Here is a 26,423-nt window from a genome sequence, read left to right as displayed (position 1 = left end):
CGCCGCGGCGACACCAGAGAAGACCCGGGACAGCGACAAGAGCGGGAGAGGCGTTTCCTCGTGGCAAGGGTTGGAAGAAGAGGACGCGTCGTGGGCGCCGTGCTGGCAGCGGTGCTCGGCGTCTCTTTGGCGGGGTGCAGCAGCACCGGCGGCAAGCGCGCCGAGGAACGCGCGGCGCAGGCCGCCGGCGGCAAGGCCGCCGTGCACACCCCCCGGTGGACGTTCGCGATGGTCACCCACTCGGGAGACGGCGACACCTTCTGGGACATCGTGCAGAACGGCGCCCAGCAGGCCGCGGTCAAGGACAACATCAACTTCGTCTACGCGCACGACAAGGAGGCCCAGCGGCAGAGCCAGCTCGTGCAGTCCTACATCGACCAGAAGGTCGACGGACTGATCGTCTCGCTGGCCAAGCCGGACGCCATGAAGGACGTGGTGCGCAAGGCCGAGAAGGCCGGCATCCCGGTGATCACGGTGAACTCCGGCGCTGCCGAGTCCAAGGCGTTCGGCGCGCTGACCCACATCGGCCAGGACGAGACGGTGGCCGGCGAGGCGGTCGGCGACGAGCTGACCAAGCGCGGGAAGAAGAAGGCCCTGTGCGTCCTGCACGAGCAGGGCAACGTCGGTCACGAGCAGCGCTGCGACGGCGCGGCGAAGACCTTCAAGGGCGCTCTGCAGAAGCTGTACGTGGACGGCACCAACATGCCCGACGTGCAGGCGTCCATCGAGTCCAAGCTCCAGGCCGACCCGTCGATCGACGCCGTGGTCACGCTCGGCGCGCCGTTCGCCCCCACCGCCGTCCAGGCCAAGGAACAGGCCGGCAGCAAGGCCGAGATCGACACCTTCGACCTCAACGCCCAGGTGGCGAACGGCCTGAAGGACGGCTCCCTGGGCTTCGCCGTCGACCAGCAGCCCTACCTCCAGGGCTACCAGGCGGTCGACCTGCTGTGGCTCTACAAGTACAACTCCGATGTCCTCGGCGGCGGCAAGCCGGTGCTCACCGGACCCCAGGTGATCACCAAGAAGGACGCCGCCGCGCTCCAGGAGTACACGAAGCGGGGGACCCGATGAGCGCCGCCGACGCACCCACCCGGCAGCCCGCCCCGACCGGGGGCCCCGGCGACGAGCGGCTGGTGCACCGCTCCCTGGCCCGCCGGCTGATGAGCCGCCCCGAGCTCGGCTCGGTGGTCGGCGCGATCGCCGTGTTCCTCTTCTTCTCGCTGATCGCCGAGCCGTTCCTGCGGCCCGCCAGCCTCTCCACCGTCCTGTACGCGTCGTCCACGATCGGCATCATGGCCGTCCCGGTGGCGCTGCTGATGATCGGCGGGGAGTTCGACCTGTCGGCCGGCGTGATGGTGGTCAGCTCGGCGCTGGTCTCGTCGATGTTCAGCTACCAGATGACCGCCAACACCTGGGTCGGCGTCGGGGTTTCGCTGTTGGTCACCCTCGCTATCGGGGTCTTCAACGGGGTGTTGCTGACCCGGACGAAACTGCCCAGCTTCGTCATCACACTGGGCACCTTCTTCATGCTCACCGGCCTCAACCTCGGCTTCACCAAGCTGATCAGCGGCACCGTCTCGACCAAGTCGATCGCCGACATGGAGGGCTTCGACTCCGCCCGCGCGCTCTTCGCCTCGCATCTGACCCTCGGTGGCGTGGACATCCAGATCACCATCCTGTGGTGGCTGGCGCTGGTCGCGGTCGCCACCTGGGTCCTGCTGCGGACCCGGGCCGGCAACTGGATCTTCGCGGTGGGCGGCAACGCGGACGCGGCCCGCGCGGTCGGCGTCCCGGTCACCCGCACCAAGATCGGCCTCTACATGGGCGTCGCGTTCTGCGCCTGGATCTCGGGACAGCACCTGCTGTTCTCGTTCGACGCGATCCAGTCCGGCGACGGCGTCGGCAACGAGTTCCTCTACATCATCGCGGCGGCGGTCGGCGGCTGTCTGATGACCGGTGGCTTCGGCTCGGCGATCGGTGCCGCGGTCGGCGCGCTGATCTTCGGCATGGCCAGCAAGGGCATCGTCTACGCGCAGTGGAACCCGGACTGGTACAAGTTCTTCCTCGGCGTGATGCTGCTGCTCGCCACGCTCCTGAACGCCTGGGTCCGCAAGCGCGCGGAGGACAAATCATGACGGCCCTCGTCGAACTCGATGACGTCAGCAAGTTCTACGGCAACGTCAAGGCGTTGACCGGGGTGTCACTGGAGGTGCACGCGGGCGAGATCACCTGCGTGCTCGGCGACAACGGCGCCGGCAAGTCCACCCTCATCAAGATCATCGCGGGGCTGCACCAGCACGACGCCGGCGCCTTCCGCATAGAGGGCGAAGAGGCCCGGCTCGGTTCCCCGCGCGAGGCCCTGGACCGTGGCATCGCCACCGTCTACCAGGACCTGGCCGTGGTGCCGCTGATGCCGGTGTGGCGGAACTTCTTCCTGGGCTCCGAACCGACCATCGGCGTCGGCCCGTTCCGCCGGCTCGACGTCCGCACCATGCGCGAGACCACCCGCGCCGAGCTGCTGCGGATGGGCATCGACCTGCGCGACGTCGACCAGCCGATCGGCACCCTCTCCGGCGGCGAGCGACAGTGCGTCGCGATCGCCCGCGCCGTCTACTTCGGCGCCAAGGTCCTCGTCCTGGACGAGCCGACCGCGGCGCTCGGCGTCAAGCAGTCCGGCGTGGTGCTCAAGTACGTCGCGGCCGCCCGGGACGCCGGTCTCGGCGTGGTGTTGATCACCCACAACCCGCACCACGCCTACCTGGTCGGCGACCGCTTCGTGCTGCTCAAGCGCGGCACCATGGCCGGCAGCCACCTCAAGTCGGAGATCGCGCTGGAGGAGCTGACCCGGCAGATGGCCGGCGGCAGCGAGCTGGAACAGCTCAGCCACGAGCTGTCCCGCTCCGCCCCCGCGGAGTTCCCCGGGGGTCACCGGCCCGAGTGAACCCGTGCGCGCCCCGCGCCGACTCCTGGCCGGTGTGGGGCGCGCAGCCCGGCACCGCGGTGCGCCGGACGGCGCGGGTGATGCACAATCGCACCGGACCATCCAAGGAGGCCCCCGCCTCCCCGAGACCCGCAGGGACGAGACGACTCTTGCCCGCACGCAGCCGTCGAGACCGAAACGGCAGCCACCACGGCTGTCCCGGCCGCCGCTTCGGCAGCCGTACCCGCGACGAGGTCCGAGGGGTGAGCCGATGAGCATGTACCGGGACCGGACACACCGCGGCACCGCCCGCGCCACCGTCCTGCGCACCGTCGGCGCCCGGGAGCGTCGCTCGCACCTGACCGCCCCCCGGGTGCCCACCGTCGGCATCGACATCGGCGGCACCAAGGTCATGGCGGGGGTGGTGGACGCCGACGGCAACATCCTGGAGAAGGTCCGCGCCGAGACCCCGGACAAGTCCAAGAGCCCCAAGGTCGTCGAGGACACCATCACCGAGCTGGTGCTGGACCTCTCCGACCGGCACGACGTGCACGCCGTGGGCATCGGCGCCGCCGGCTGGGTGGACGCCGACCGCTCCCGGGTGCTCTTCGCCCCGCACCTGAACTGGCGCAACGAGCCGCTGCGGGACCGCCTCGCCGAGCGCCTCGCGGTCCCGGTCATGGTCGACAACGACGCCAACACCGCCGCCTGGGCGGAGTGGCGGTTCGGCGCCGGCCGCGGCGAGGACCACCTCGTCATGATCACGCTCGGCACCGGCATCGGCGGCGCCATCCTGGAGGACGGCGCGATAAAGCGCGGCAAGTACGGGGTGGCCGGCGAGTTCGGCCACATGCAGGTGGTCCCCGGCGGCCACCGCTGCCCGTGCGGCAACCGCGGCTGCTGGGAGCAGTACAGCTCCGGCAACGCCCTGGTCCGCGAGGCGCGGGAGATGGCCGCCGCCGACTCCCCGGTCGCGTACAACATCATCGAGCGGGTCGGCGGCCGGATCGGCGACATCACCGGCCCGCTGATCACCGAGCTGGCCCGTGAGGGCGACGCGATGTGCGTCGAGCTCCTCCAGGACATCGGCCAGTGGCTCGGCGTCGGCATCGCCAACCTCGCCGCCGCCCTCGACCCCTCCTGCTTCGTCATCGGCGGTGGCGTCAGCGCCGCCGACGACCTGCTGATCGGCCCCGCCCGGGACGCCTTCAAGCGCCACCTCACCGGGCGCGGCTACCGCCCCGAGGCCACCATCGCCAAGGCCCAACTGGGCCCCGAGGCAGGGATGGTGGGCGCCGCCGACCTCGCCCGCCTGGTGGCCCGCCGCTTCCGGCGCGCCAACCGCCGCCGCGCGGAGCGCAACGAACGCTACGAACGGTCGGGCCGCCGATGACCGACCCGGACAAGCAGCCCCGGCACGACGAGCACGCCGCGGGCCCCGCGCCCCGCGCCCGGACCCGCCGCCCCTTCCTGATGGCACTGGTGATCTTCCTGCTGATCACCATCCCGGCCGGCTACTTCGTCATCTCGGCCCAGCAGAGCCGGGACGGTGGCGAGGACAAGGAGTCCGAGGCCGCCGCCACCGGGCTGACCAACGCCTTCCCCTCCCGGTTGCAGCAGCGGATCTACGACGTCCCGGTGCCGCTCGGCTCCACGCCCGTCTACTACTACGAGACCAACTCCTGGAAGACCAGCGCCCTGTTCGTGCAGTTCCGCACCAACGACAACGGGCTGGCGGTGTACCTCAAGGCGGTCGGCTCCAACACCGCCGCCCTGAAGAAGGGCGCGATCACCATCGAGCCCGCACAGGCCGCCAAGGTCGGCTGGGACTTCCACGTCGACTGGCCCTGGCAGGGCACCACGGTCAACCGGCCGGCGCCGCAGCCCTCACAGCGGATCATGGTGAGCTTCGACGAACCCGGGCACCCGGTCGTTTACACCGTTTCGACCGTGCATTTCTGATCTGCGCCTCGATTTTGACTCTGGCTTCCTGACCCGGGTGTCAGGACCGTGTCATCGAATGGGTAGCTTGGGTCGCGTGAGCGAGAAGACCCTTCAGCACCGGATCGACGGCCCCGAAGGCGCCCCCGTCCTCGTCCTGGGGGCCGCCCTGGGTACAACCTGGCATATGTGGGACCGTCAGATCCCCGAGCTGACCCGCCAATGGCGCGTCATCCGCTTCGATCTGCCCGGCCACGGCGGATCGCCCGCCCACGCGGCCAACTCCGTCGCCGAGCTCGCCGACCGGTTGGTCGCGACCCTGGACGGCCTGGGCGTGGAGCGGTTCGGCTACGCGGGCTGCGACATCGGCGGCGCCATCGGCACACAGCTCGCCCTCACCCGCCCCTACCGCGTCACCTCCCTCGCGCTGGTGTCCTCCTCGCCGCGCTACGGGACCGCCGACGCCTGGCGGCAGCGCGGGGTGGTGATCCGCACCAACGGGCTCGACCCGATCGCCCGCACCGCGCCCGAGCACTGGTTCACCCCGGGCTTCGCCGCCGCCCAGGGCGCCATCGTCGAGTGGGCCGTCCAGATGGTGCGGACCACCGACCCCGGTTGCTACATCGCGGCCTGCGAGGCGCTGGCCGCCTACGACGTGCGGTCCTCCCTGGGCCGGGTGGGCGTGCCCACCCTCGTCGTCGCCGGCTCCGAGGACACGGTCACGCCCACCACCGACGCCCGCACCCTGGTCGCCGGGATACCGGACGCCAGCCTGGCGATGGTCCCGGGCACCTCGCACCTGGCCCCCGTCGAGCAGCCCGCGGCCGTCAGCGAACTGCTCATCCGGCACTTCAGCACCGCCTGGCACGACAAGCCCGGCCCCGGGACCCCCGCCATCGGCGCGGCCGCCCCCAAGCCGCAGATAGCGCCGCCGATGCCGACCCACGCGCCGGCCGCCATCGAGTCCGGACTGGCGCAGCCCGCCCTGGTCCGCGGCGCCACGTACGAGCAGGGCATCAAGGTGCGCCGCGAGGTGCTCGGCGACGCCCACGTGGACCGGGTGGAGGCGGGCACCGACGACTTCAACGTCGACTTCCAGGACTTCATCACCCGCTACGCCTGGGGCGAGACCTGGACCCGGCCCGGCCTGGACCGCCGCACCCGGAGCATCATCACCCTCACCGCGCTGGTCGCCCGCGGCCACAACGAGGAGCTCGCCCTGCACACCCGCGCCGCGCTGCGCAACGGCCTCACCCCCATGGAGATCAAGGAGATCCTGCTGCACACCGCGATCTACTGCGGTGTCCCGGCCGCCAACTCCGCCTTCGCGGTGGCCAAGAGGGTCATCGAGGAGGAGACGACCCCCGAGGGCTGAGAGGCCGCGGTCGTCGTCCACAGCCCGCCCGCGCCGCCGCCGCGCGCGGCAAGATAGCCCCATGGAACTCACCAAGAAGACCCACGCCTGCGTCCGGATCGAGAAGGACGGGCAAACGCTGGTCATCGACCCGGGGCTGTTCAGCGAGGAGGACGCGGCCGTCGGCGCGGACGCGATCCTGGTGACGCACGAGCACATGGACCACTTCAACGAGGACCGCCTGCGCCGGGCCATGGAGGCCAATCCGGCGGCCGAGATCTGGACCCTGGCGAGCGTCGCCGGGCAGCTCTCGGCGGCCTTCCCCGGCCGGGTGCACACCGTCGGCGAGGGCGACGCCTTCACCGCCGCCGGCTTCGAGGTGGAGGTGCACGGGCAGTTGCACGCGGTGATCCACCCGGACATCCCGCGGATCACCAACGTCGGCTTCCTCCTGGACGGCGGCGCCGTCTTCCACCCCGGCGACGCGCTCACCGTCCCCGAGGGCCGCACCGTGGACACCCTGCTGCTCCCGGTCCACGCCCCCTGGAACAAGATCGCCGAGGTCATCGACTACGTCCGCGCCGTCGCCCCACGCCGGTCCGTCGACATCCACGACAGCCTGCTCCAGGACCACGCCCGCCCGGTCTACGACGGCATGATCGAAAAGCTCGGCGGGGCCGGCCACGACCGCCTCGTGCCGGGCGCCCACACCGAGGTGGGCTGACTGTCGGTGCCGGGCGGTAGGTTTACCGATATGCGCATCGCGACCTGGAACGTCAACTCGATCACCGCCCGCCTCCCGAGGCTGCTGGCCTGGCTGGAGCAGTCCGGCACGGACGTGCTGTGCGTCCAGGAGACCAAGTGCTCCGACGCCCAGTTCCCCTACGAACCGCTCCGCGAGCTGGGCTACGAGGCCGCGGTCAACGCCGACGGCCGGTGGAACGGCGTCGCCCTGCTCTCCCGGGTCGGCCTGGAGGACGTGGTCAAGGGGCTGCCCGGCGGCCCGGACTACGACGGTGCCCAGGAGCCCCGCGCCGTGTCGGCCACCTGCGGCCCGGCCCGCGTCTGGTCGGTCTACGTCCCCAACGGCCGCGAGGTCGACCACGCGCACTACGCCTACAAGCTGGGCTGGTTCGAGGCCCTGAAGACGGCCGTCGCCGAGGACGCGGCCGGCGACCGCCCGTTCGCCGTCCTCGGCGACTTCAACGTCGCGCCGACGGACGAGGACGTCTACGACCCCGCGGTCTTCGAGGGCCTCACCCACGTCACCCCGGCCGAGCGCGCCGCCCTGGCCGCCCTGCGCGAGGCCGGCCTGTCGGACGTGGTGCCCCGCCCGCTGAAGTACGACCGGCCCTACACCTTCTGGGACTACCGCGCGCTCGCCTTCCCCAAGAACCGCGGCATGCGCATCGACCTCGTCTACGCCAACGCACCGTTCGCCAAGGCCGTTTCGGACGCCTACGTCGACCGCGAGGAGCGCAAGGGCAAGGGCGCCTCCGACCACGCACCCGTGGTGGTCGACCTGGACGTCTGAGCCGGTCGCGCGCCGGCCCGCTCCCCGGCGCGCGGGGGAGGCGCACGGGGGCGCGGGGTGGGCCCCGGCGCCGTGCCGCGCGCCTGTGGCCCTGGTGCGGGGGTGGGTGGGACCCTCGCACCATGAACCTGTCTTTCCTGGACATGTGGCGTAGGCGCACCGCCCCGGGTGGCTCGGTGCCGCTCGCCGAGTCGGTGCGCGCGGATCCCGGGAGCGTCGTCGAGCTGCTCTCCGAGTGCGAGCTGCTGCGCGACCAGGCGGCCACCGCCGGGGTCGAACTCGACGACTCCGTACGGTCGTTGGAGGAGCTCGACCAGCTCCAGCCGGTGTGGCGGGACGACCCCGAGGTGCTGCCCTGGCTCGGCAACGACGCCGGGCTCTACCTCGGCACGGTCCTGGTGCGCACGGTCCCCGGCACGGTCTGGCACGTCCGGCCGGACGGGCAGCCGGTGGTGCGGCTGGCGTCCGGGCGGGAGATCGACGTGGTGACGACCGGCCACGAGTGGGCCGACGACGGCGCCCCCGAGCTCTCCCAGGTCTACGCCGAGGTCGCGGAGGGCTGACACCCCCAAGGCCCCAATGGCACCGAAGGACCCAAGGCCCCGACTGCCTCGGGCGCCGCGGGCCTCCCGGGCGCCGCGGTCCGAACGGGCCCCGCCCGTCCGCCGGTTCAGCGCACCCGGCGCGCCATCCACGGGGTGAGCGCCACCCGCCCGATCAGCTCCTTGTAGGTCTCGTCGCCGGGCAGCGGCACCACCAGCCACTGTCCCGGCGGGAAGAACCGGCTCCTGACGTAGGCCAGGTCGCCGTACACGGCGCGGAGAAACGCCGGCACCGCATCGCGCGGCACATCGGCGAACTCCACTGTCTCCACGGTGATCTTGGCGTCGTCCTCGGGGTAGAGCTGGACCGTGACGGCCGGCGAGCCGCCGAGTTCGACGAACGCCTCGTGCGGCAGCGACCCGTCCGGGTCCAGCACGGTGAACGCCCCGGCGGAGGTCCGGCGGGTGGTCTGGTCCGCGCCGATGTCGTCGGTGACCGTCACCTCCAGCCCGTGCTCCTCGGCGATCTCCCGGATCGCGGTGACCGCGGACTCGGTCGTCGGCAGGTGGGGGTGCCGGGGGCCGGGCGGGGGCGTAGCGCGGTGTCGCATGACAACGATCATGCCGTAAGGGGGCGTTCCGGGCGTCGACCGGGGTGCGGGGCGGCGTCAGACCCGCCAGACGCCGTCCCGCATCAGCTCCCGGCCCGGCAACTCGTTCTCCTCCCGCCACACCAGCATCCGTTGCGGGGCGAACCGGAGGAAGACCCACGGATCGCGGCCGAGCGGATTCCAACCCAGCTTGGTGGCCAGGGCGTCCGCGGCGTCCTGCGGCAGTGCGTCGTTGGCCAGCACCTCGACGGTGCAGTGCAGCAGCACCACGTCCCGGGTGTGGCCGATCGCCACCCAGCTCTCCCCGCGCGCGGCCAGGTTGCGGGCGGTGGGGTTGCTGCCCTTGGTGGACATCACCAGCCGCTCGCGGTGCCAGACGAACGACAGCGGGACCAGGGTCGGCGCCCCGTCGGCGGTGGCGGTCGAGACCCAGGCGTCCTCGTCCGCCTCCAGGCGGTGCAGGGCGTCCCGTTTGCGTTGCGCCGCGTCGCGGGGCGGGGGGAGTTCTCGCATGATCGGGAGCCTAACGACCGGGCCCCGCCCGCCGCTTCGGGCATTGGCCGTACGGCCGCGGACGTAGGACCGGGCCATACGGGCGCGGCACCGTCAGTCGCGCACCGGCACCGACACATACGACGGATCGCCCGCCGGGGAGGAGAAGGTCAGTCGGGCGCCGCCGGGGTTCTGGGCGATGTAGAGCGGGTCGACGGTGTCCACGACCACCGCGAGCCGGTGCCCGGCGGGGACGTCGTAGGCGGTGGCGAAGAGGTCCAGGTCGATGCCGAACGGGCGGCCCGGGGTCCGGTCGTGGAAGGTGACCGGCGCGTGGGTGACCAGCTTGCCCAGGCCCAGCGGGCCGACGTCGTAGAGGTAGGCGATGGCGGTGCCGCTCGGGGCGGTGCTGGTGACCGTGGTGTGCAACCGGGTGGTCCCGCGCACCCGTTGGCCGCTGCGGTACGGCGCGGACTGCCAGACGGCGGCCGCCGAGCGGGGCAGCAGCGGGATCGAAGCCATCGGCGGCAGCCGGAGGAACTGGTCCAGCATGCTGGAGAGGAAGATCAGCCCGCCGTCGGCGCCGGAGTCGACGCCGGTGCGGATGCGGTGGGTGCCGTCGAGGGCGATCCTGCGGTGCGCGGAGGGCACCTCCCGCCAGCTCCGGTAGCCCTCGTAGGCGCCGGTGGAGCGGGACTTGATCAGGACCGGTGGCTCCCGGTCGATGCCGTTGTCGACGCCCTTGAGGTAGTGGTCGAACCAGCGCTCGGTGTCGTTCCAGGTGTCGTTGGGCAGGCCGAGCAGTCCGAGCCCCTCGGCGGTGGCGTGGTCGCCGGGGCGGAACTCCAGCCGCTTGGGTCCCTTGAGTTTCTCGAAGAACGCGGCGTACTGGTTGGGCGGGAAGAGCGAGTCGCCCCAGGCGTTGCCGAGCAGGATGGCCGCCCCGTTGGCGTTGATCCGGTCCAGGTAGGTGGCGGGGGAGCGCTTGCGGGCCCAGGCGATCAGCTCCTTCTCCTTGGCCATGTTGGCGCTGAGGAAGTCCTTGAGGATCTGCCGGAGTTCAGGGCTGGGGCGCCCGGTCAGCTCGCCCGCGCCGCCGAGCATCGCGGCGGCCTGGCGGTGCGGGGTGTGCCCGCTGTAGATCGAGTCGATCAGGTCGCCCCAGCCGCTGAGCGCCGCGACCGCCTTGATCCGCTTGTCGGACGCGGCGGCCAGCAGGCTGATGCCGGCGCCGTAGGAGACCCCGCCCATGCCCACCTCGCGCGGGTCGGCGGGGGTGTGCGCCAGCGCCCAGTCGATGACCTTGGAGGCGTCGGCGACGTCCTTCGGTCCGGCGGTCTCGATCTGCCCGCCCGACTGCCAGAAGCCGCGCGAGTTGTAGCCGACCACGACATAGCCGGTGGCGGCCAACTTCCGGGCCTGCACCAGGTATTCGACCTGCGGCATCGCCCAACTGGTGGGGAGCACGATCAGGGGGTAGCGCCGGGTGGCGTCGGCGCCGGCCGGGGTGAAGACGTTCGCCTTGAGGGTGGTCCCGCCCGCGCCCGTGATGTCGACGAACCGCAGGGTGGGGGAGCCGGTGGCCGTCGGGCGGGCGGCGGTGGCGGCGGTGCGGTCGGGCGCCGGCGCGGCGTGCGCCGGGGCGCCGGTCAGTGCCGTGGTGGCGAGCACCGCCGCGGAGAGGGTGCCGATCGCGGCGCGCAGCGTGGTGCGGGAGGGCGTCATCGTCTGCTCCAGGTCTCGACGCGAGCCGCCCGGGCGCTGTCCGGAGACAGGAGGGGCGCCCGGCGGCTCGATGTGACTGGAGAGTAAGGTCCGTTGCTTACCCGTGGTAACCCACTAGTAGGTTACGGGTGGGTAACGCCCTTGGGGCGAGGGAGAGTTCGAGGGAGCCGCGGGCGTTGACGTAACGGGGGGCGGCCGGAGGGAGCGAGGGGCGGGCGAGGTGGGCGTGCGGGGGAGCGAGGGGGTGCAGGTGGGGCCGGCGATGGAGACGCCCTTTGATGCCAGCGAACGCCGGGTCTGGGCGGGCCGCGCCGCGGCGTACGCGACGGGGTTCGGCCGGCTCTGCGCGTATACGGTGCCGCGGCTGCTGGACGCCGCGGGCGTCACCGCGGGCACCCGGCTGCTGGACGCCGGCACCGGACCGGGCACCGCCGCGGCGGCCGCCCTGGACCGCGGCGCCGAGGTGACCGCCGTGGACGCCGAACCGGACATGGTGCGTGCCGCCGCGGCCGCCGCGCCCGAGGCCACCGTCCGGCTCGCCGCCCTGCCGCAACTCCCCTTCCCCGACGGCGCCTTCGACGCGACCGTCGGCAACTTCGTGCTCAACCACGTCGGACGCCCCCGCGCCGCCCTGGCCGAACTCAGCCGGGTGACCCGCCCGGGCGGCCGGATCGCGCTGACCATCTGGGCCGCGCCGCCCGCGCCGGGCCAGGCGCTGCTCGGCCGCGCGGTGCGGGCCGCCGGCGTGCCCCGGCCGCCGGACCTCCCCGCGCTCGCGCCCGAGGACGACTTCCCGCGCACGGCCGAGGGGTTCGCGGAACTGCTGCGCGCCGCCGGCGGGTTGGACGGGGTGCGGTGCGCCGAGCTCTCCTGGGGGCACCGCACCACGGTGGAGGAGTGGTGGCGCGGCCCGGCGGCCGGCGTCGCCACCATCGGGCGGGTGGTGACCTCCCAGGGGTCGGCCGTCACCGAGCGGATCAAGCGCCACTTCGTCGCGCTGGCCGGGGAGTTCGCCGAGCCGGTCGGCGGTCGGCAGCAGTCCGGTCAACTGGTACTGCCGCATGCGGCGTTGCTGGCGGTGGGGAGGGTGGCGGAGCGCTAACGGGAGTGGCGCTCGGCCCCGGCCTCGACACCGGATCCGACCTCGACACCGGCCCCGGCCCCGCCCTCGGCCTCGTCCGGCAGGGACTCCAGGAAGTCCGTCAGCGCCGCGTTGAACTCCTCCGGGCGCTCCAAGTTCGGCATGTGGCCGGCGCCTTGGACGAGCGTCAGGCGTGACCCGGGCACCGCCTCGTGGATCAGCCGGGCGTCGGCGACCGGGGTGAACTCGTCCTCGGTGCCCACGACCACGAGGGTGGGCACGGTGATCTGTGGGAGCAGCCCGGTGTAGTCCGGGCGCTCGGCCCGGCCGCGCAGGGCGGCCGCGGCGCCCTCGGGCGAGGCGTTCTTCATCATCTCCAGGACGTGCGCGGCGACTTCGGGAAGCGCCGTCACATGGGCCGGTGCGATCATCTTGGGCAGCGCCTCGTGCGCGTACCCGGCCATCCCCTCGGCGAGCAGTCGCTCGGCGGTCCGCAGCCGCACCGCGCGGCCCTCGTCGCTGTCGGTCGCCGCGAAGGTGTCGGCGAGCAGCAACGCCCGGATCCGTTCCGGGAATTGCCGGTAGCACTCCATGACGATCTGCCCGCCCATGGACAGCCCGCCCAGGACGAACCGTTCGATGCCGAGCCGGTCGAGCAGTGCCGCGAGGTCGCGGGCGAAGGTGGCGAGCGGGGTCTTGCCGGGGACGACCGAACTGCCGCCGTAGCCGCGGAGGTCCGGGGCGATCACCCGCATCCCGGCGCGGCTGAAGTGTGCGGTCTGCGGGCGCCACATCGAGCGGTCGAAGGGGTGGCCGTGGAGGAGGACCAGCGGTTGGCCGCTTCCCTCGTCGTCGTACGCGATCGTGATCCCGTTGGATTGCACCGATTGCACCGAGGTCATGGGGCACCCCTTCTTGCCGCATGACGTGCGGCGTTGCTGTGGTGGTGAGTTGATCGAGTTGGTCGAGTTCGCCGGGGAGTCGATTGCATCGATGCTATGAGGGGCAATTGCTCGGCACAATAGGGATAATGTGCTCGGTGCAATGTTGTGGGAGGGGAGTGCAATGACGGGGGACGACTACCGCGCCATCGCCGACGAACTGGCCGCCGCCATCGCGGCCGGCCGGCTCCGCCCGGGGGACCGGCTGCCGCCGCTGCGCCGGTTCGCCCGACGTAGGCGGATCGCCGACTCGACCGCGGCCCGGGTCTACCGCGAACTGGGCCGGCGCGGCCTGACGGTGGGCGAGGTCGGTCGCGGCACTTTCGTCCGCACCGCGTCGCCGGCGACCGAGCCCGCGCTCGCCGAGCCCGGCGGCCATCCGATCGATCTGGAGCTCAACTTCCCTGTATTGCCGGGGCAGTCGGCGCTCCTCGCACAGAGCCTCGGTCCGCTGCTGCACCAGGACGCGGCGATGTCCGCGGCGCTGTGCCCGGGCACCGCCGCCGGCACCCCCGTGGCCCGGCACACCGCCGCCGCCCATCTCACCCGGGCCGGCTGGACCCCCGACGCCCGGCGGCTGCTCTTCGCCGGCAGCGGTCGCCAGGCCCTCGCCGCGGCCTTCGCCGCCCTGGTCCCGCCCGGCGAGCGCCTCGGCGTCGAGGCGTTGACCTTCCCCGTCATCAAGGGCATCGCGGCCCGCCTCGGCATCACCCTGGTGCCGCTGGCGATGGACGAGCACGGCGTCACCCCCGACGCACTGCGCGCCGCCGCCCCCCTCCGCGCGGTCTACCTCCAGCCCGCGCTGCACAATCCGCTCGGCACCACCATGCCCGAGCCCCGCCGCGTCGAAGTCGCCGCAGCGCTACGGGAGTTGGACCTCTACGTCGTCGAGGATGCCGTCTACGGCTTCCTCCGCCCCGACCTGCCGCCGCTCGCCGCCCTCGCCCCGGAGCGCACGGTGGTGGTCGACAGCCTCTCCAAGCGGCTCGCCCCCGGCCTGACGCTCGGGTTCCTGGTGCCCCCCGACCGCCCCGCCGCCCCCGACTTCGCCGCGTCGCTCCGCTCCGGCGCCTGGACGGCGGCCGGCTTCGCCCTGGAGGCGGCGGTCCGTTGGCTGGGCGACGGCACCGCCACCGCCGTCGAGGCGGACAAGCGGGCCGACGCCGCGGCCCGCCAGCGGATCGCCGGTGACCGCCTCGCCGGCCAACGGCTGCGCACCGACCCGCACTCGTACCACTGCTGGTGGGAGCTGCCCGAGCCCTGGCGGGCGGACACCTTCGTGGCCGCCGCGGCCCGCCGGGGCATCGCGGTCACCCCGTCCGGCGCCTTCGCGGTCGGCGCCGGGCACGTCCCCAACGCGGTACGGCTGGCGCTGTCCGCCCCGCCCGTCGACGTCCTGGCGGACGCCCTGGACGTGCTGGTCCAACTGGCCCGTCGGGCCCCGGAGGACGCCGGCGCGGAGTAGGCCCCGACGCCCAAGTGCGCGCCGGGGCCCGGCACTCACGCCGTGGTCCGCTCCACGGGTATCCACAGCTCCGCGGTCGCCTCCGCCCCGTCCGGAGCCACCCGCGTGCGCAGGATCTCCGGGCCGGTCCGGGTGCGGTACGGGTTCGACGGGAACCACTGGGCGTAGACGTCCGCCCACAGGGTCTGGAGCGCCCGCGGATACGGCCCGGTGTTCTCGAAGACCGCCCAGGTGCCGGCGGGGACGGTGAGCACGTCCAGATCGGCAGGGGCTTGAGCGTCCGTCACCACCGCGTGGTAGTAGTCGAGTTCGGAGCCCTCGGCGCGGTTGGGGTCGAGGTCGTCGCAGACCGAGACGATCCCCTCCGGGGCCTGGTCGGACAGCTCCGCGATCCGCCGCACCGTGTCCTGGCCGAGGCCCTTGACGAACTCGGCGATCTCCGGGTTGACCCCCTCGTAGACCAGCGGGACCCGGGCCTTCTTGCCGACCACCCGGAACTCCCCCTTCGTCACGATCCGGTACTGCATGGTGCTACTCCCCTCGATGACGAGACGGAAGGCCAACCGGGGTTGGGAGCGCAGGGCCGCGCCGGTGCGCCGGGCCTCGCCCGGGCCCACGCCGTGCATCCCGCGAAACGCCCGGGCGAACGCCTCGCCCGAGCCGTAGCCGTAGCGCACCGCGATGTCCAGCAGCGTCCGCTCCCCGGCCAGCACCTCGGCGCCCGCGACGGTCAGCCGTCGGCGCCGCAGGTACTCCGAGAGCGGCATCCCGGCCAACGCGGAGAACATCCGGCGGAAGTGGTACTCCGACGTCCGCGCGATCCGCGCCAACTCGTCCGCCCCGATGGGCCCGTCGAGATGTTCCTCGACGTGTTCCAGGGCCTCGTTGAGCCGCTCCAACATCCCGGTCTCCTTCCCTTACGGGTCATGACGCTACGGAGAGACCACCCTGCCGGACCCGACAATCGGTGCCCGTTGCGGTCGGGTGGTCAGGGGCGTCCGGAAGCGGGGACCCGCTCGCCCGCCGGGACCGGGCCCGGCGGGGTGCCGTCGCCGAACGGCCGGCCGCCCAACTCCTCGCGGTGGTGCGGCGTCAGCCAGCCGGCGAGGTCCGGGCCGAGCGGGACGATACCGGTGGGATTGATGCCGCTGTGCACCCGGTAGTAGTGCTGCTTGATGTGGTGGAAGTCCACCGTGTCCCCGAACCCGGGCGTCTGGAACAGGTCCTTGGCGTACGCCCACAGCACCGGGTCCTCGGCCAGTTTGAAGCGGTTGCACTTGAAGTGGCCGTGGTAGACGGGGTCGAAGCGGACGAGCGTGGTGAACAGCCGGATATCGGCCTCGGTGAGGGTGTCGCCGACCAGGTAGCGCTGGTGCGTCAGCCGCTCGGAGAGCCGGTCGAGCCGGTGGAACAGCGCCTCGAAGGCCGCGTCGTACTCGTCCTGCCCGGTGGCGAAACCGGCCCGGTACACCCCGTTGTTGACGTCGCGGTAGACGCCCGCCATCACCTCGTCGATCTCGTCCCGGTGCGCTTGGGGGTAGAGGTCGGGCGCGCCGGGCCGGTGCAGCGCCGTCCACTCGGTCGCGAGGTCCAGGGTGATCTGCTGGAAGTCGTTGGTGACCAACTGCCCGCTGGGGACGTCCACGATCGCGGGGACGCTGACGCCGCCGGGGTAGCCCCTCTCGCGGGCGTCGTACGCCTCGTTGAGGAAGCGGATGCCCAGCACCGGGTCCCGGCCGTCCGGGTCGAGGGTGAAGCGCCAACTGCGGTCGTCCTGGAGGGGGTCGGCGATGCCCATCGACAGGGCGTCCTCCAGGCCGAGCAGCCGCCGGGAGATCACCGCACGGCTGGCCCAGGGGCAGGCGCGGCTGACCACCAGCCGGTAGCGGCCGGCCGCCACCGGCCAGCCGTCGCGGCCGTCGGCAGTGATCCGGTCGGCGAAGTGGCTTCGGGAGCGCTTGAACGGCTTGTGCCCGTAGGCGCGGTTGCCGTCGCTGGCTCCGGTGCTGCCGTCGTTCTCGGGGGCGGGCATCGGCGGGGTCCTTTCCGTGGGGGCCGGGCGGATGCCGGGATGGCTTCCCGCGCCGCGGGGGAGCGTTGCGGGGCGTCAGCCACCCGGCGCACGGCGCGCCCCGCGGGACGGCCAGCGCGGACTCCGGGCGGAGCGCGCCAACTGACCGGTAGGGAAAGGGAGTCGCCTATCATCGCCCGATGATCAAGAGAGCGATAGGAGTGGCCGTCCTCGGCGTCGCCCTGCTGGCGCCGACGACGGCCACCGCACAGGAGCCCGCCCCGACCACCGCGTCCCGCCCCGGTGCGGGCGGCTGGCAGCGGGTCGGGGACGGAATGACCGCCGGGATCAGCGGCCTCGCCGTCGAGGACCGGCACGGCGCCGCGGTCGACCTCGTCGGCGTCCGCGACAACAAGAAGCCCGGCCAGAACCGGCTGGTGGCGATCGGCCTCCGCCCGGGCGCCGCGCCCCGGGTGCGGCCGCTGGACTGGGTCGGCCCGCTGCCGGTGGACCTGGAGGCGATCGACGCGGTGCCCGGCCGGCCGCACGAGTTCGTGGCGCTGGCCAGCGGCGGCACCGCCTACCGCGTCGTCCGGGACGGCACCACCGCGCGGGTGCTCGGCACCTTCCGCCTGCCCGAGGTCTCCCCGGACGCCAACTACGAGGGCTTCGCGCTCTTTGTCGTCCGCGGGCGGACCGTCGCCGTCTGGGCCGACCGCGGCCAGGACGACCGCCCGGCCACCCTCTTCGCGGCCGCGTGGAACCCCGCCGACAACTCCCTCGGCACGCCGGTCTCCGCCCGCTTCCGGGCGCCGTACCCGGCGGCGCACGTCCGGCACGCCTCGGACGTGAAGGCGGCCGCCGACGGCCGGTTGACGGTGTCGTCGGCCGCCGACCCGGGCGACGACGGCCCGTTCGCCTCCGCGCTCTACGACGTGGGGCGGGTCACCGTCTCCCGCGCCGGCCGCATCGGGCTGACGGTGTCCGACGCGCCGCACCGCCTCGCGACCGTCTCCGGGCACAAGGTCGAGGGGCTCGCCTGCCTGCCCGGCTCCCGCGCGGGCATCCTCGGCTCGGACGACGAGAACGACGGCGGATCCATCGCCGTCGCCCGGTTCTGCCGCCCATGACCGAACCGGGCCGCACCGCGCGCTGACCCGCGCCCGGTGGCCACGGCCGTGCCGTCCCACGGCCGTCCCCGCCGCGGCCTATCCGACCCTGACCCACCGGACACGCCCTAGTCCAGCCGCGTCAGATCGGGCCGCAGCCGGTGCCAGACCGGGTGCCGGACCCGCCCCGCCGCCGTCCAGCCGCTCACGGTGATCTCGGCGACCAGCCGGGGCTCGGCCCAGTGCACGCCCGCCAGCTCCACGGGGTTGACGAACGGCGAACGGTCCAGCGGGATCACGCTCAAGTACTGCGCCAGGTCCCGCCGTTCGTGGTCGGCCAGGCCCGAGCCCACCGCACCCACGAACCGCAGCCCGCCCGGCTCCGCCACGCCCGCCAGCACCGACCCGGGCAGCCCGCCGAGCGCCCCGCGCCCCTCCGTCCAGCCGCCGATGACCACGTCCAGCGTCTCCTGGTACTTGGTCTTCACCCAGTCCGTGGAGCGCACCCCCGGGAGGTACGGGGACGACAGTCGCTTGGCCATCACGCCCTCCAGGCCGCCGTGCAGCGCCGCCTCCCACGCCCGTTGGCCGTGGCCCGCGACATACCCCGGCACCGACCAGTTGGGGCCGGCCAGCCCCAGTCCGGCCAGCACCGCCCGCCGCTCCTCGTAGGGGCGCGCCATCAGCGGCCCGTCCAGGTACATCACGTCGAAGAGCACCAGCTGAACGGGGAGTTCCATCGCCAACCGGGCGGTGCGGCGCGGGTTGAGCACCCCCATCCGGCGCTGGAGCAGCCCGAAGTCGGGCCGACCGGTGGGGTCGGGCACCACCACCTCGCCGTCCAGCACCGCCGCCCGGCCACGCAGTTGCGCGCCGAGCGGGCCGAGCTCGGGGTAGCTGGCGGTGGCGTCGTTGCCGGCCCGGGTGACCAGTTGGAGGGTGCCGTCGCCGGGGGCGTTCACGATGCACCGGGCCCCGTCCCACTTGCCCTCGAACGCCCAGCCGGCCTGCTCGGGCCCGGGCGGCAGCGGCCCGAGCACGGCCAGCATCGGCCGGATCACCGGGTACGGGGGCGGGCCCGCGGCGCCGGGCCCGGGGGTCGGGGCCATACTCCGATGATCGGCGGAGCCGCTGGTCCCCGCAGGACGGGCCGGGCCGACGCGGGCGGTCAGCCGGCCGGTGGGCCGCCGTGGCCCAGCGGGTCCACCGGGCGCGGCGGCCCGGACCGGGGCCGGCGCAACCCCTCCGGCTCCAGCTCCGGCAGCGCCTGGTCCAGCCACCACGGCGTCCACCAGGCCCGCGCGCCCAGCAGCGTCAACGCCGCGGGCACCAGCAGCAGCCGCACCACGGTCGCGTCGATCAGCACGCTCACGGCCAGGCCCACCCCGAGCATCTTGACCACCACGGCCTCGCTGGACAGGAACGCGGCGAAGACGCCCACCATGATCAGCGCGGCGCAGCCGATCACCCGGCCGGTCACGGCCAGCGCGTGCCGCACGCCCGCGGCCGGCTCGGCGTACCGCGCGCGGCCCTCGTGGACCCGGGACAGCAGGAAGATCTCGTAGTCCGTGCTCAGCCCGAAGACGATGGCGAACATCATCATCGGCACATAGCTCTCGATCGGCACGGTGCCGGTGACCCCGAGCGCGGGCCCGCCCCACCCCCACTGGAAGACCGCCACCACCACCCCGTACGACGCCGCGATCGACAGCACGTTGAGCACCGCGGCCTTCGCCGCGACCAGCACGCCCCGGAAGACGATCAGCAGGATCAGGAAGGCCAGGACCACCACCACGGCGATGATCAGCGGGAGCCGGGCGGCGAGCAGGCCCAGGAAGTCCACCTCGGCCGCGGTGGTGCCGGTGACGTAGCCGTGGGCGTCGTAGCCGCGGACGGCGCGGGGGAGCACGGTGTCGACGAGGCGGTGGGTGAGCGCGGTGGTGCTCGCGTCCTGCGGGGCTCCGGTGGGGTAGGCGGTGGCGGACAGCACCGCGCCGTCCGGGGAGGGCCGCAGCGGGGTGACCGCCGTGGTGCCGGGGACGTGGCCGAGGGCGTGCCGGGCCTGGGCCGCCAGCGCCGGGCGGTCCGCGGTGGGCACCGCCCGCTGGTCGACGACGAGCGTCAGCGGCCCCGTCGAACCGGGGCCGAACGCCGCGGACATCAGGTCGTAGGCCCGCCGGGAGGTGAACGACGGCGGGTCCGCGCCGTCGCCGATGTGCCCCAGCCGCATCGAGAACGCCGGAACCGCGAGCACCACCAGGACGAGCACCCCGCCCACCAGGTGGGGCCACGGGTGGCGGGTCACCCGCCGGGCATAGCGCAGTCCACGGCGGCCGTCGGTGTCCGTGTCCGGGGCCGGCTCGGCGACCGGCCGGCGCACCCGCAGCCGGTCGAGACCGCGGCCCAGCAGCCCGAGCAGCGCGGGGACGAGGGTGAGCGCGCCGAGCACCGCGGTGATCACGGTGAGCGCGGCCGCGGTGCCCAGCTTGGCGACGAAGCTGATGCCCGCGACGGACAGCCCGGTCAGCGCGATGAGCACGGTGACGCCGGAGATCAGGACGGCACGGCCGCTGGTGGCCACCGCCTGCCCCGCGGCGACGGCCGGCTCCGCGCCGTCCGCCAGGAGCTGCCGGTGGCGGGTGATCAGGAACAGCGCGTAGTCGATGCCCACCCCGAGGCCGATCATGGTGGCCAGGGCGGGGGAGACGGTGGCGAAGGTGAACGCGGCCGCCAGCAGCCCCAGGCAGCCCAGCCCGCAGACCACCCCGATCAACGCGGTCAGCAGCGGCACCGCGGCCGCCAGCACGCTGCCGAAGCCGACGAGCAGCACCAGCACCGCCACCGCGAACCCGATCGCCTCGCTGGGCCGGTCGTCGGTGGCCGGCTGCGCCAACTCGCCCAGCGCGCCGCCGTACTCGACCTGGACGCCGGCCGCGCGCAGCGGCGCCACCGCCCGGTCCACGCCCGGCAACGCGTCCGGGCCCAGGTGCGCCGGCGGGTCCCGGAAGCGCACCGTGAGGTACCCGGTCCGGCCGTCGGCGGAGAGCGGCCCGGTGTGCGCGGCACCGGGTGACGGGGGCGGTGTCCGGGGCCCGGGCGGGGTCAACGGGCTCTCCGCGGCCCGCACATCGGGGAGCCGCTCCAGGGCGACGGTGGTGTCCGCGAGCTGCCCGGCGAAGGTGGTCAGCGGCCGGTCGGCGTGCAGTACCACGCGGCCGGCGAAGCCGACGGCGGGCTGGTGCGCGGCGAGGATCTCCTGGCCCTGCCGGGACTGCACGTCGGGCAGCGAGAAGTCGTCGGAGTACGCCCCGCCGAAGGCCCGTTGGAGCACCTGGATCGCGACCAGCCCCACCAGCCACAGCATCACGACGAGCACGGCGTGCCGGGCGCACCACTCGCCGAGGCGTTCCAGTGCGCCCGCGGGCCGCCGGCGGCCCGGCGCGTTCGGCAAGGACATGCCTCGCATTCAAGGCGCGTTCCGGGGCGGCGGCATGCGGGGGAGGGAAGACGGGTGGTCCGGCCGCCGGGGGCGCGGGTGCGGCGCGGCCGGGCCGGGGGGAAGCCCCGGCCGGACGGGGGAACCCGGCCGGGGCGGTCTGAGGGGCGCAGCCCGTCGGGGCCCGCTGCCAATTGAACGATAAACCATCTCGTCCGGTTCCGGTGCACAGGGTGACCGCTCTCACGCTCCGCTGTCGCCGCGGCCGACTCAGCGCGGCACGAGCACCGGCGACCACCCGTCGTCCAACAGTTCGGGCAGGTACCACTCCAGGGCCTGCACGGTCTGGATCCGGTCGCCGCCCCCGTCGTGCGACAGCACGATCGCGCCCGACCCCACCCCGTCCAGGACCGTGTCGGCGATCCGCTCCGGGCCGGGGCAGGTCCAGTCCTGGGAGTCGACCGACCAGCCGACCGGCGACATCCCCAGGTCGTTGCAGATGTCCAGGGACTCCTGGTCCCAGTCGCCGTACGGGGCCCGGGCGAGGGTGGGGGCGGTGCCCAGCACCTCCTCGATCAGGGCGCTGGTGCGGCCGAGTTCGCTGCGCACCGCGCCGAGCGGGAGGGCGGTCAACTGGGGGTGTGTCCATGTGTGGTTGCCGACGGTGTGGCCCTCCTCGGCGATGTAGTGCAGCAGGTCGGGGAAGGCCAGCGCGCACTCCCCGACGACGAAGAAGGTCGCCCGGGCGCGATGGCGGCGCAGCACCTCAAGGATCTCCGGGGTGTAGCGGGGATCGGGGCCGTCGTCGAAGGTCAGCGCGAACTCCCGGCCGCGGCCGGGGAGGGTGAAGGCGACATCGGGGCGGGGCGGGGAGGCGCCGGGCCCGGAGCGGGAGGTCTCGCCGGCCAGCGGGCGCAGCCGGTACGTCTCGGGCGCGCCGGACGCGGTCCCCGGGCGGGCCGGGGCCGGCGCCGTTGGCCCGCCGTCCGACGAGGTCAGGACGCGGGCGGCGGCCAGGGCGCCGATCACGATGCCGGCCCGCAGGACCGTCCGCCGCGCCACCGTGAGCTTCTGGGACGTCATCCCCCTGAGCTCTCACGGGCGCGCGACCCGGCGGTGCAGCGACACCGCTCCGGGCCGGCCGGCTACCCGTTCGGCTCCCAGCGGCGGGGCCGTCGCGCGTCAACACCGCGCCGGGGCACCGCCGTTCGTCAGGGGCTGACCGCCAGCACGAGGTACGCCGCCAGCAGCGTCAGATGGACGCCGCCCTGGAGCAGGGTGGCCCGGCCGGGCACCACCGTCAGCGTGCCGACGACGACGGTGAGCACCAGCAGCACCATGTGGCTGGCGCCCAGGCCCAGGACGAGCGGGCCCTTGAGCCACACCGTGGCCAGCGCGACTGCCGGGATCGTCAGGCCGATGCTGGCCATCGCCGAGCCCAGGCCGAGGTTGAGGCTGGTCTGCACCCGGTCCCGGCGGGCCGCGCGGACCGCCGCGATGGTCTCCGGGAGCAGCACCAGCAGCGCGATCACCACGCCCACCACGGACGACGGCAGCCCTGCCCGGGCCACCCCGGACTCGATGGTGGGGGAGACCGCCTTGGCCAGCCCCACCACCGAGATCAGTGCCAGCGCCAGCAACCCCAGGCTGGCCAGCGCCTCCCCGGCGGACGGCGGATGGGCGTGGTCCTCGGTGTCGATCACCTCGCCGGTGGCGGTGACCGGCAGGAAGTAGTCCCGGTGCCGGAAGGTCTGGGTGGCGACGAACAGGCCGTACAGCGCCAGCGCCGCGATCGCCGCGAAGAGGAGCTGCGGGCCGGAGAACCGGGGGCCGGGCGTGGTGGTGGTGAAGGTCGGCAGCGCCAGGCTGAGGCCGGCCACCGTGGCGACCGAGGCCAGCGCGGCGCCGGTGCCCTCGGCGTTGAAGACCGCCACCTTCCGCTTGAGCGCGGCGACCAGGAGGCTGAGCCCGACGATGCCGTTACAGGTGATCATCACCGCCGCGAAGACCGTGTCCCGGGCCAGCGGTGCGCTCTTCTCCCCGCCGTCGACCATCAACGTGACGATCAGCGCCACCTCGATGATGGTCACCGCGACCGCCAGCACCAGCGAACCGAACGGCTCGCCCACCCGGTGCGCGATCACCTCCGCGTGGTGCACCGCGGCCAACACCGCCCCGGCCAGGAACAGCGACACCACGCCCACCAGCGGCGCGGGCAACGACCGGCCCCAGACCAGGATCAGCAGCACCACCGCCACGACCGGCAGCGCACCGGTCCAGCGCAGGAAGGGAGTACGCCTACGAGTACGGGGACTCATGCCCCTGAGCTTGGCAGAGAAGGCGGGCCCCCGCCCGTCGGTGAGGCCGCCTCAGGCCGTCGCCCGGTGCTGCCCCTTGACCTCCGTCGGATCCAGCGCCGCCTTGCTGACATCGGCCACCAGCTCCACCACATCGGGCCCGTACGCCTGCGAGTTGACCACCTTCAGCAGCAGCGCGAACTGCCCGTCCGGGCCGTAGCGGCGGGCCAGTTTGGCGCGGTTGCGGACCAGGTGGCGGACCGCCGCCCGGTGGGTGACCGGCCGCTGACCGGCCGCCAGGAACACCGGCCGGCCGACCTCACCGGCCGTCAGCCGGGCCAGCAGCACGTACTCCACCGCCCCCGGCTCCATCCGGTACGCGGTCCCGCCCACGGTGAGGGTGCCTCGACCGGCGCCGGTCGCGTCACCCGGGTGCACCGCGACGCCCGGCAGCAGGTTCGCCAGGTGGGCGGCGAGCCGGCGGTGCGCGGTCGGGTCGCCGACGCAGAACTCGGTGCGTGCGCCGAAGCCCTGGAGCCCGGTGTCGTGCGGGGCGACCTCCGGGTGCGCGCCGCAGTTCTCGATCACCGCAGCCAGCCCGAGCAGGGCGAGCGCGTCGTGGCGGGGGATGCTCCACTGGGCCGCGGCGCTGTCCCGGTGGGTGACCACGACGCATTCGGAACCGGCGGGCAGTCCGAAGAAGCGCTGTTCCCGGGTCAGCTTGCGGCGGGCCGCCGCCGATCGTCCGGCCCAGCCGGCGGCCAGCCCCACGACGAGGGCGGCCACCGCGATCAGGAGGAGCAGCAGGGTGTCGTCCATGGCGGGGGAGCGTAGCGAACCGTCGGGCGGGTGTTCGAGGGCGGGCCGCCGACCCGTACCGCTTGCCCGGATCCGTGCGGATACGGCGGGACCGTCTGCCTGGGTCCGAAACCGTCCGGCCCGCGAACCGCCCGCAATACCCCAATCATCCCCTGTCGGTGGGCAGTTGCCCCAGGTAGGCTCCGGCGTCTGCCGCCCCCCTCGCACTGCACTTGGAGGAAGTCCAGGTATGTCGAACGCCCGACGTCTCACCGTCCTGGGAGTCGCGGCCGCGCTGGCCGGCTCCCTGATGGCGGTCCCCGCCGCGGCCCGGACCGCCCCGCCCCGCTCCGGCCCCGCCACCCCCGCCAAGACCCCGGTCGCCGTCGGCTATGGCGGCGTGGTCGCCAGCGTCGACGCGGACGCCTCGGCCGCCGGCATCGAGGTGCTCCGCAAGGGCGGCAACGCGGTCGACGCGGCAGTCGCCACCGCCGCCGCCCTCGGCGTCACCGAGCCCTACTCGGCCGGCGTCGGAGGCGGCGGCTACTTCGTCTACTACGACGCCAAGACCAAGACCGTGCGCACCCTCGACGGCCGGGAGACCGCGCCCCGCACCGCCACCAAGAACCTCTTCGTGGAGAACGGCAAGCCGATACCGTTCGCCGACGCGGTCACCAGCGGGCTCAGCATCGGCACCCCCGGCACCCCCGCCACCTGGGACAGCGCCCTGAAGAAGTGGGGCAGCCGCTCCCTGGGGCAGGTCCTCAAGCCCGCCGAGCGGATCGCCAAGAACGGCTTCACCGTCGATCCGACCTTCCGTCAGCAGACCGCGGACAACGAGGCGCGGTTCCGGGACTTCCCGGCCACCTCCGCCCTGTTCCTGCCCGGCGGCAAGCTGCCGGTCGTCGGCTCCACCCTGAAGAACCCCGATCTGGCCCGCACCTACCGGGAGTTGGGGAGCAAGGGCATCGGCGCCCTCTACCGCGGGGCCATCGGACGGGACATCGTCCACACCGTGCAGCAGCCGCCGGTCCGCGCCGGCGCCGACCGCAAGGTCCGCCCCGGCCACCTGACCGCCGCCGACCTCCGCGCCTACCACCCGCTGCTCCACCCGCCGACCCACACCACCTACCGCGGCCTGGACGTCTACGGCATGGCGCCGTCCTCCTCCGGCGGCACCAGCATGGCCGAGGCGCTCAACATCCTGGAGAAGAGCGACCTCTCGCACCTGTCCGAGAAGCAGTTCCTGCACCGCTACATCGAGGCCAGCCGGATCGCCTTCGCCGACCGCGGCCGCTGGGTCGGCGACCCCGCCTTCGAGAACGTCCCCACCAAGGGCCTGACCTCCAAGCGCTTCGCCGACTCCCGCGCCTGCCTGATCAACGACCACAAGGCGCTCACCAGCCCGCTCGCGCCCGGCGACCCGCGCCACCCGAAGCCCTGCGGCAGCACCGGCAAGGCCGTCCCGACGACGTACGAGGGGGAGAACACCACCCACCTCACCGTCGCCGACAAGTGGGGCAACATCGTCGCCTACACCCTCACCATCGAGCAGACCGGCGGCAGCGGCATCACCGTCCCCGGCCGCGGCTTCCTGCTCAACAACGAGCTGACCGACTTCTCCTTCACGCCCATCGACCCGGCCGTGCACGACCCCAACCTGCCGGGCCCCGGCAAGCGCCCGCGCTCGTCCATCTCCCCGACCATCGTGCTGCGGCACGGCGAGCCCGTGCTGGCCGTGGGCTCGCCGGGCGGCGCCACCATCATCACCACCGTCCTGCAGACCCTGATCAACCACCTCGACCGCGGGATGTCCCTGGTGGACGCGATCGCCGCACCGCGCGCCAGCCAGCGCAACGCCGCCGCCACCGAGCTCGAACCAGCCCTCTACAACAGCCCGCTGCGGCGGCAACTGGAGGCGCTCGGCCACGCGTTCAAGCTGAACCCGGAGATCGGCGCGGCCACCGGCGTGCAGCGACTGCCGGACGGCCGCTGGCTCGCCGCGGCCGAGAAGGTCCGGCGCGGCGGCGGCTCGGCACAGGTCGTCCACCCGGCGCCGTAGGCCAAAACCAGCCCCCGCGGGGCCGGTGTGTGCCGTCCGTGTGTCGTCGATGTGTCGCGCCGCGCGGCGTCGTTGCCGGCCCCCGCGGGTCCGATTAGCCTCCT

The 26,423-nt window shown here is 73.6% G+C and carries 24 protein-coding genes; 13 read left to right on the top strand and 11 right to left on the bottom strand.

Translation table 11 applies throughout. The features are described 5' to 3' along the window. Nucleotides 1-90: 90 nt before the first annotated feature. From ACFVFQ_RS22480 to ACFVFQ_RS22440, 9 genes are all read left to right on the top strand, one after another. Nucleotides 91-1,071 (top strand): sugar ABC transporter substrate-binding protein, encoded by a 981-nt coding sequence (locus ACFVFQ_RS22480; RefSeq protein WP_383418782.1) that lies wholly within the window; start codon nucleotides 91-93, stop codon nucleotides 1,069-1,071. Next, the gene (locus tag ACFVFQ_RS22475) at nucleotides 1,068-2,135 is read left to right on the top strand and encodes an ABC transporter permease (RefSeq protein WP_383418780.1); all 1,068 of its coding nucleotides are present in this window, start codon (nucleotides 1,068-1,070) and stop codon (nucleotides 2,133-2,135) included. The genes ACFVFQ_RS22480 and ACFVFQ_RS22475 overlap by 4 nt, the downstream gene beginning before the upstream one ends. After that, nucleotides 2,132-2,941, top strand: a complete 810-nt coding sequence (locus ACFVFQ_RS22470) for an ATP-binding cassette domain-containing protein (RefSeq protein WP_383418778.1) — start codon at nucleotides 2,132-2,134, stop codon at nucleotides 2,939-2,941. Before ACFVFQ_RS22475 ends, ACFVFQ_RS22470 begins: the two co-directional genes overlap by 4 nt. Before the next feature lie 250 nt (nucleotides 2,942-3,191). Beyond that, complete coding sequence (locus ACFVFQ_RS22465; protein ID WP_383418776.1) at nucleotides 3,192-4,313, top strand: ROK family glucokinase; 1,122 nt, start codon at nucleotides 3,192-3,194, stop codon at nucleotides 4,311-4,313. Beyond that, complete coding sequence (locus tag ACFVFQ_RS22460; RefSeq protein ID WP_383418774.1) at nucleotides 4,310-4,882, top strand: hypothetical protein; 573 nt, start codon at nucleotides 4,310-4,312, stop codon at nucleotides 4,880-4,882. Before ACFVFQ_RS22465 ends, ACFVFQ_RS22460 begins: the two co-directional genes overlap by 4 nt. 58 nt (nucleotides 4,883-4,940) lie before the next feature. After that, complete coding sequence (pcaC, locus tag ACFVFQ_RS22455) at nucleotides 4,941-6,236, top strand: 4-carboxymuconolactone decarboxylase (protein ID WP_383418772.1); 1,296 nt, start codon at nucleotides 4,941-4,943, stop codon at nucleotides 6,234-6,236. Nucleotides 6,237-6,297: 61 nt separating this feature from the next. Next, nucleotides 6,298-6,939: an MBL fold metallo-hydrolase gene (locus ACFVFQ_RS22450; protein WP_383418770.1), complete on the top strand. Its 642-nt coding sequence runs from the start codon at nucleotides 6,298-6,300 to the stop codon at nucleotides 6,937-6,939. Between the two features lie 30 nt (nucleotides 6,940-6,969). Then, nucleotides 6,970-7,749 carry an exodeoxyribonuclease III gene (locus tag ACFVFQ_RS22445; protein WP_383418768.1) on the top strand — a complete coding sequence of 260 codons (780 nt, stop codon included), beginning with the start codon at nucleotides 6,970-6,972 and terminating at the stop codon, nucleotides 7,747-7,749. 122 nt (nucleotides 7,750-7,871) lie between these two features. After that, nucleotides 7,872-8,312: a DUF6278 family protein gene (locus ACFVFQ_RS22440; protein WP_383418766.1), complete on the top strand. Its 441-nt coding sequence runs from the start codon at nucleotides 7,872-7,874 to the stop codon at nucleotides 8,310-8,312. Nucleotides 8,313-8,419: 107 nt separating this feature from the next. Here the strand turns inward: ACFVFQ_RS22440 and ACFVFQ_RS22435 are convergent, their stop codons facing one another. From ACFVFQ_RS22435 to ACFVFQ_RS22425, 3 genes are all read right to left on the bottom strand, one after another. Next, nucleotides 8,420-8,902 carry a hypothetical protein gene (locus tag ACFVFQ_RS22435; RefSeq protein WP_383418764.1) on the bottom strand — a complete coding sequence of 161 codons (483 nt, stop codon included), beginning with the start codon at nucleotides 8,900-8,902 and terminating at the stop codon, nucleotides 8,420-8,422. A gap of 57 nt (nucleotides 8,903-8,959) precedes the next feature. Continuing rightward, nucleotides 8,960-9,415, bottom strand: a complete 456-nt coding sequence (locus ACFVFQ_RS22430; RefSeq protein ID WP_383418762.1) for a pyridoxamine 5'-phosphate oxidase family protein — start codon at nucleotides 9,413-9,415, stop codon at nucleotides 8,960-8,962. A gap of 93 nt (nucleotides 9,416-9,508) precedes the next feature. Further along, on the bottom strand, nucleotides 9,509-11,119 hold the full coding sequence (locus ACFVFQ_RS22425) for an alpha/beta fold hydrolase (protein WP_383418760.1): 1,611 nt from the start codon (nucleotides 11,117-11,119) through the stop codon (nucleotides 9,509-9,511). 262 nt (nucleotides 11,120-11,381) lie between these two features. On the opposite strand from ACFVFQ_RS22425, the gene ACFVFQ_RS22420 reads away from it, so the two are divergent. Continuing rightward, a complete protein-coding gene (locus tag ACFVFQ_RS22420; protein ID WP_383418758.1) occupies nucleotides 11,382-12,221 on the top strand; it encodes a class I SAM-dependent methyltransferase in 840 nt (279 codons plus the stop codon). Here ACFVFQ_RS22420 and ACFVFQ_RS22415 read toward each other — a convergent pair. Beyond that, nucleotides 12,218-13,102: an alpha/beta fold hydrolase gene (locus ACFVFQ_RS22415; protein ID WP_383418756.1), complete on the bottom strand. Its 885-nt coding sequence runs from the start codon at nucleotides 13,100-13,102 to the stop codon at nucleotides 12,218-12,220. The genes ACFVFQ_RS22420 and ACFVFQ_RS22415 overlap by 4 nt on opposite strands. Before the next feature lie 163 nt (nucleotides 13,103-13,265). Here ACFVFQ_RS22415 and ACFVFQ_RS22410 point away from each other — a divergent pair, with 163 nt between their 5' ends. Continuing rightward, a complete protein-coding gene (locus ACFVFQ_RS22410) occupies nucleotides 13,266-14,606 on the top strand; it encodes a PLP-dependent aminotransferase family protein (protein ID WP_383418754.1) in 1,341 nt (446 codons plus the stop codon). A gap of 35 nt (nucleotides 14,607-14,641) precedes the next feature. Here ACFVFQ_RS22410 and ACFVFQ_RS22405 read toward each other — a convergent pair whose 3' ends face one another. Beyond that, nucleotides 14,642-15,508, bottom strand: coding sequence for a GyrI-like domain-containing protein (locus ACFVFQ_RS22405; RefSeq protein ID WP_383418752.1), 867 nt, complete (start codon nucleotides 15,506-15,508; stop codon nucleotides 14,642-14,644). A gap of 86 nt (nucleotides 15,509-15,594) precedes the next feature. After that, nucleotides 15,595-16,638 (bottom strand): glutathione S-transferase family protein, encoded by a 1,044-nt coding sequence (locus ACFVFQ_RS22400; RefSeq protein WP_383418750.1) that lies wholly within the window; start codon nucleotides 16,636-16,638, stop codon nucleotides 15,595-15,597. A gap of 179 nt (nucleotides 16,639-16,817) precedes the next feature. On the opposite strand from ACFVFQ_RS22400, the gene ACFVFQ_RS22395 reads away from it, so the two are divergent. Next, entirely contained in the window at nucleotides 16,818-17,747 is a 930-nt protein-coding gene (locus ACFVFQ_RS22395; protein ID WP_383418748.1) for a hypothetical protein, read from the top strand. 107 nt (nucleotides 17,748-17,854) lie between these two features. Here ACFVFQ_RS22395 and ligD read toward each other — a convergent pair whose 3' ends face one another. From ligD to ACFVFQ_RS22370, 5 genes are all read right to left on the bottom strand, one after another. Then, on the bottom strand, nucleotides 17,855-18,835 hold the full coding sequence (ligD, locus tag ACFVFQ_RS22390) for a non-homologous end-joining DNA ligase (protein WP_383418746.1): 981 nt from the start codon (nucleotides 18,833-18,835) through the stop codon (nucleotides 17,855-17,857). A 59-nt stretch (nucleotides 18,836-18,894) separates the two neighbouring features. Continuing rightward, the gene (locus tag ACFVFQ_RS22385) at nucleotides 18,895-21,183 is read right to left on the bottom strand and encodes an MMPL family transporter (RefSeq protein ID WP_383418744.1); all 2,289 of its coding nucleotides are present in this window, start codon (nucleotides 21,181-21,183) and stop codon (nucleotides 18,895-18,897) included. Nucleotides 21,184-21,432: 249 nt separating this feature from the next. Continuing rightward, entirely contained in the window at nucleotides 21,433-22,245 is an 813-nt protein-coding gene (locus ACFVFQ_RS22380; RefSeq protein ID WP_383418742.1) for a polysaccharide deacetylase family protein, read from the bottom strand. 128 nt (nucleotides 22,246-22,373) lie between these two features. Continuing rightward, nucleotides 22,374-23,480 (bottom strand): calcium:proton antiporter, encoded by a 1,107-nt coding sequence (locus tag ACFVFQ_RS22375; RefSeq protein WP_383418740.1) that lies wholly within the window; start codon nucleotides 23,478-23,480, stop codon nucleotides 22,374-22,376. A gap of 51 nt (nucleotides 23,481-23,531) precedes the next feature. Further along, nucleotides 23,532-24,278: a hypothetical protein gene (locus ACFVFQ_RS22370; protein ID WP_383418738.1), complete on the bottom strand. Its 747-nt coding sequence runs from the start codon at nucleotides 24,276-24,278 to the stop codon at nucleotides 23,532-23,534. A 229-nt stretch (nucleotides 24,279-24,507) separates the two neighbouring features. Here ACFVFQ_RS22370 and ggt point away from each other — a divergent pair, with 229 nt between their 5' ends. After that, nucleotides 24,508-26,319, top strand: a complete 1,812-nt coding sequence (gene ggt / locus ACFVFQ_RS22365) for a gamma-glutamyltransferase (protein ID WP_383418736.1) — start codon at nucleotides 24,508-24,510, stop codon at nucleotides 26,317-26,319. Nucleotides 26,320-26,423 lie beyond the last annotated feature (104 nt).

This window comes from Streptomyces sp. NPDC057743 (assembly GCF_042798755.1).
GTDB lineage: Bacteria > Actinomycetota > Actinomycetes > Streptomycetales > Streptomycetaceae > Streptomyces.
The sequence above is the reverse complement of the archived record's forward strand: the minus strand, read 5'-3'. Positions and strand labels throughout refer to the sequence as shown.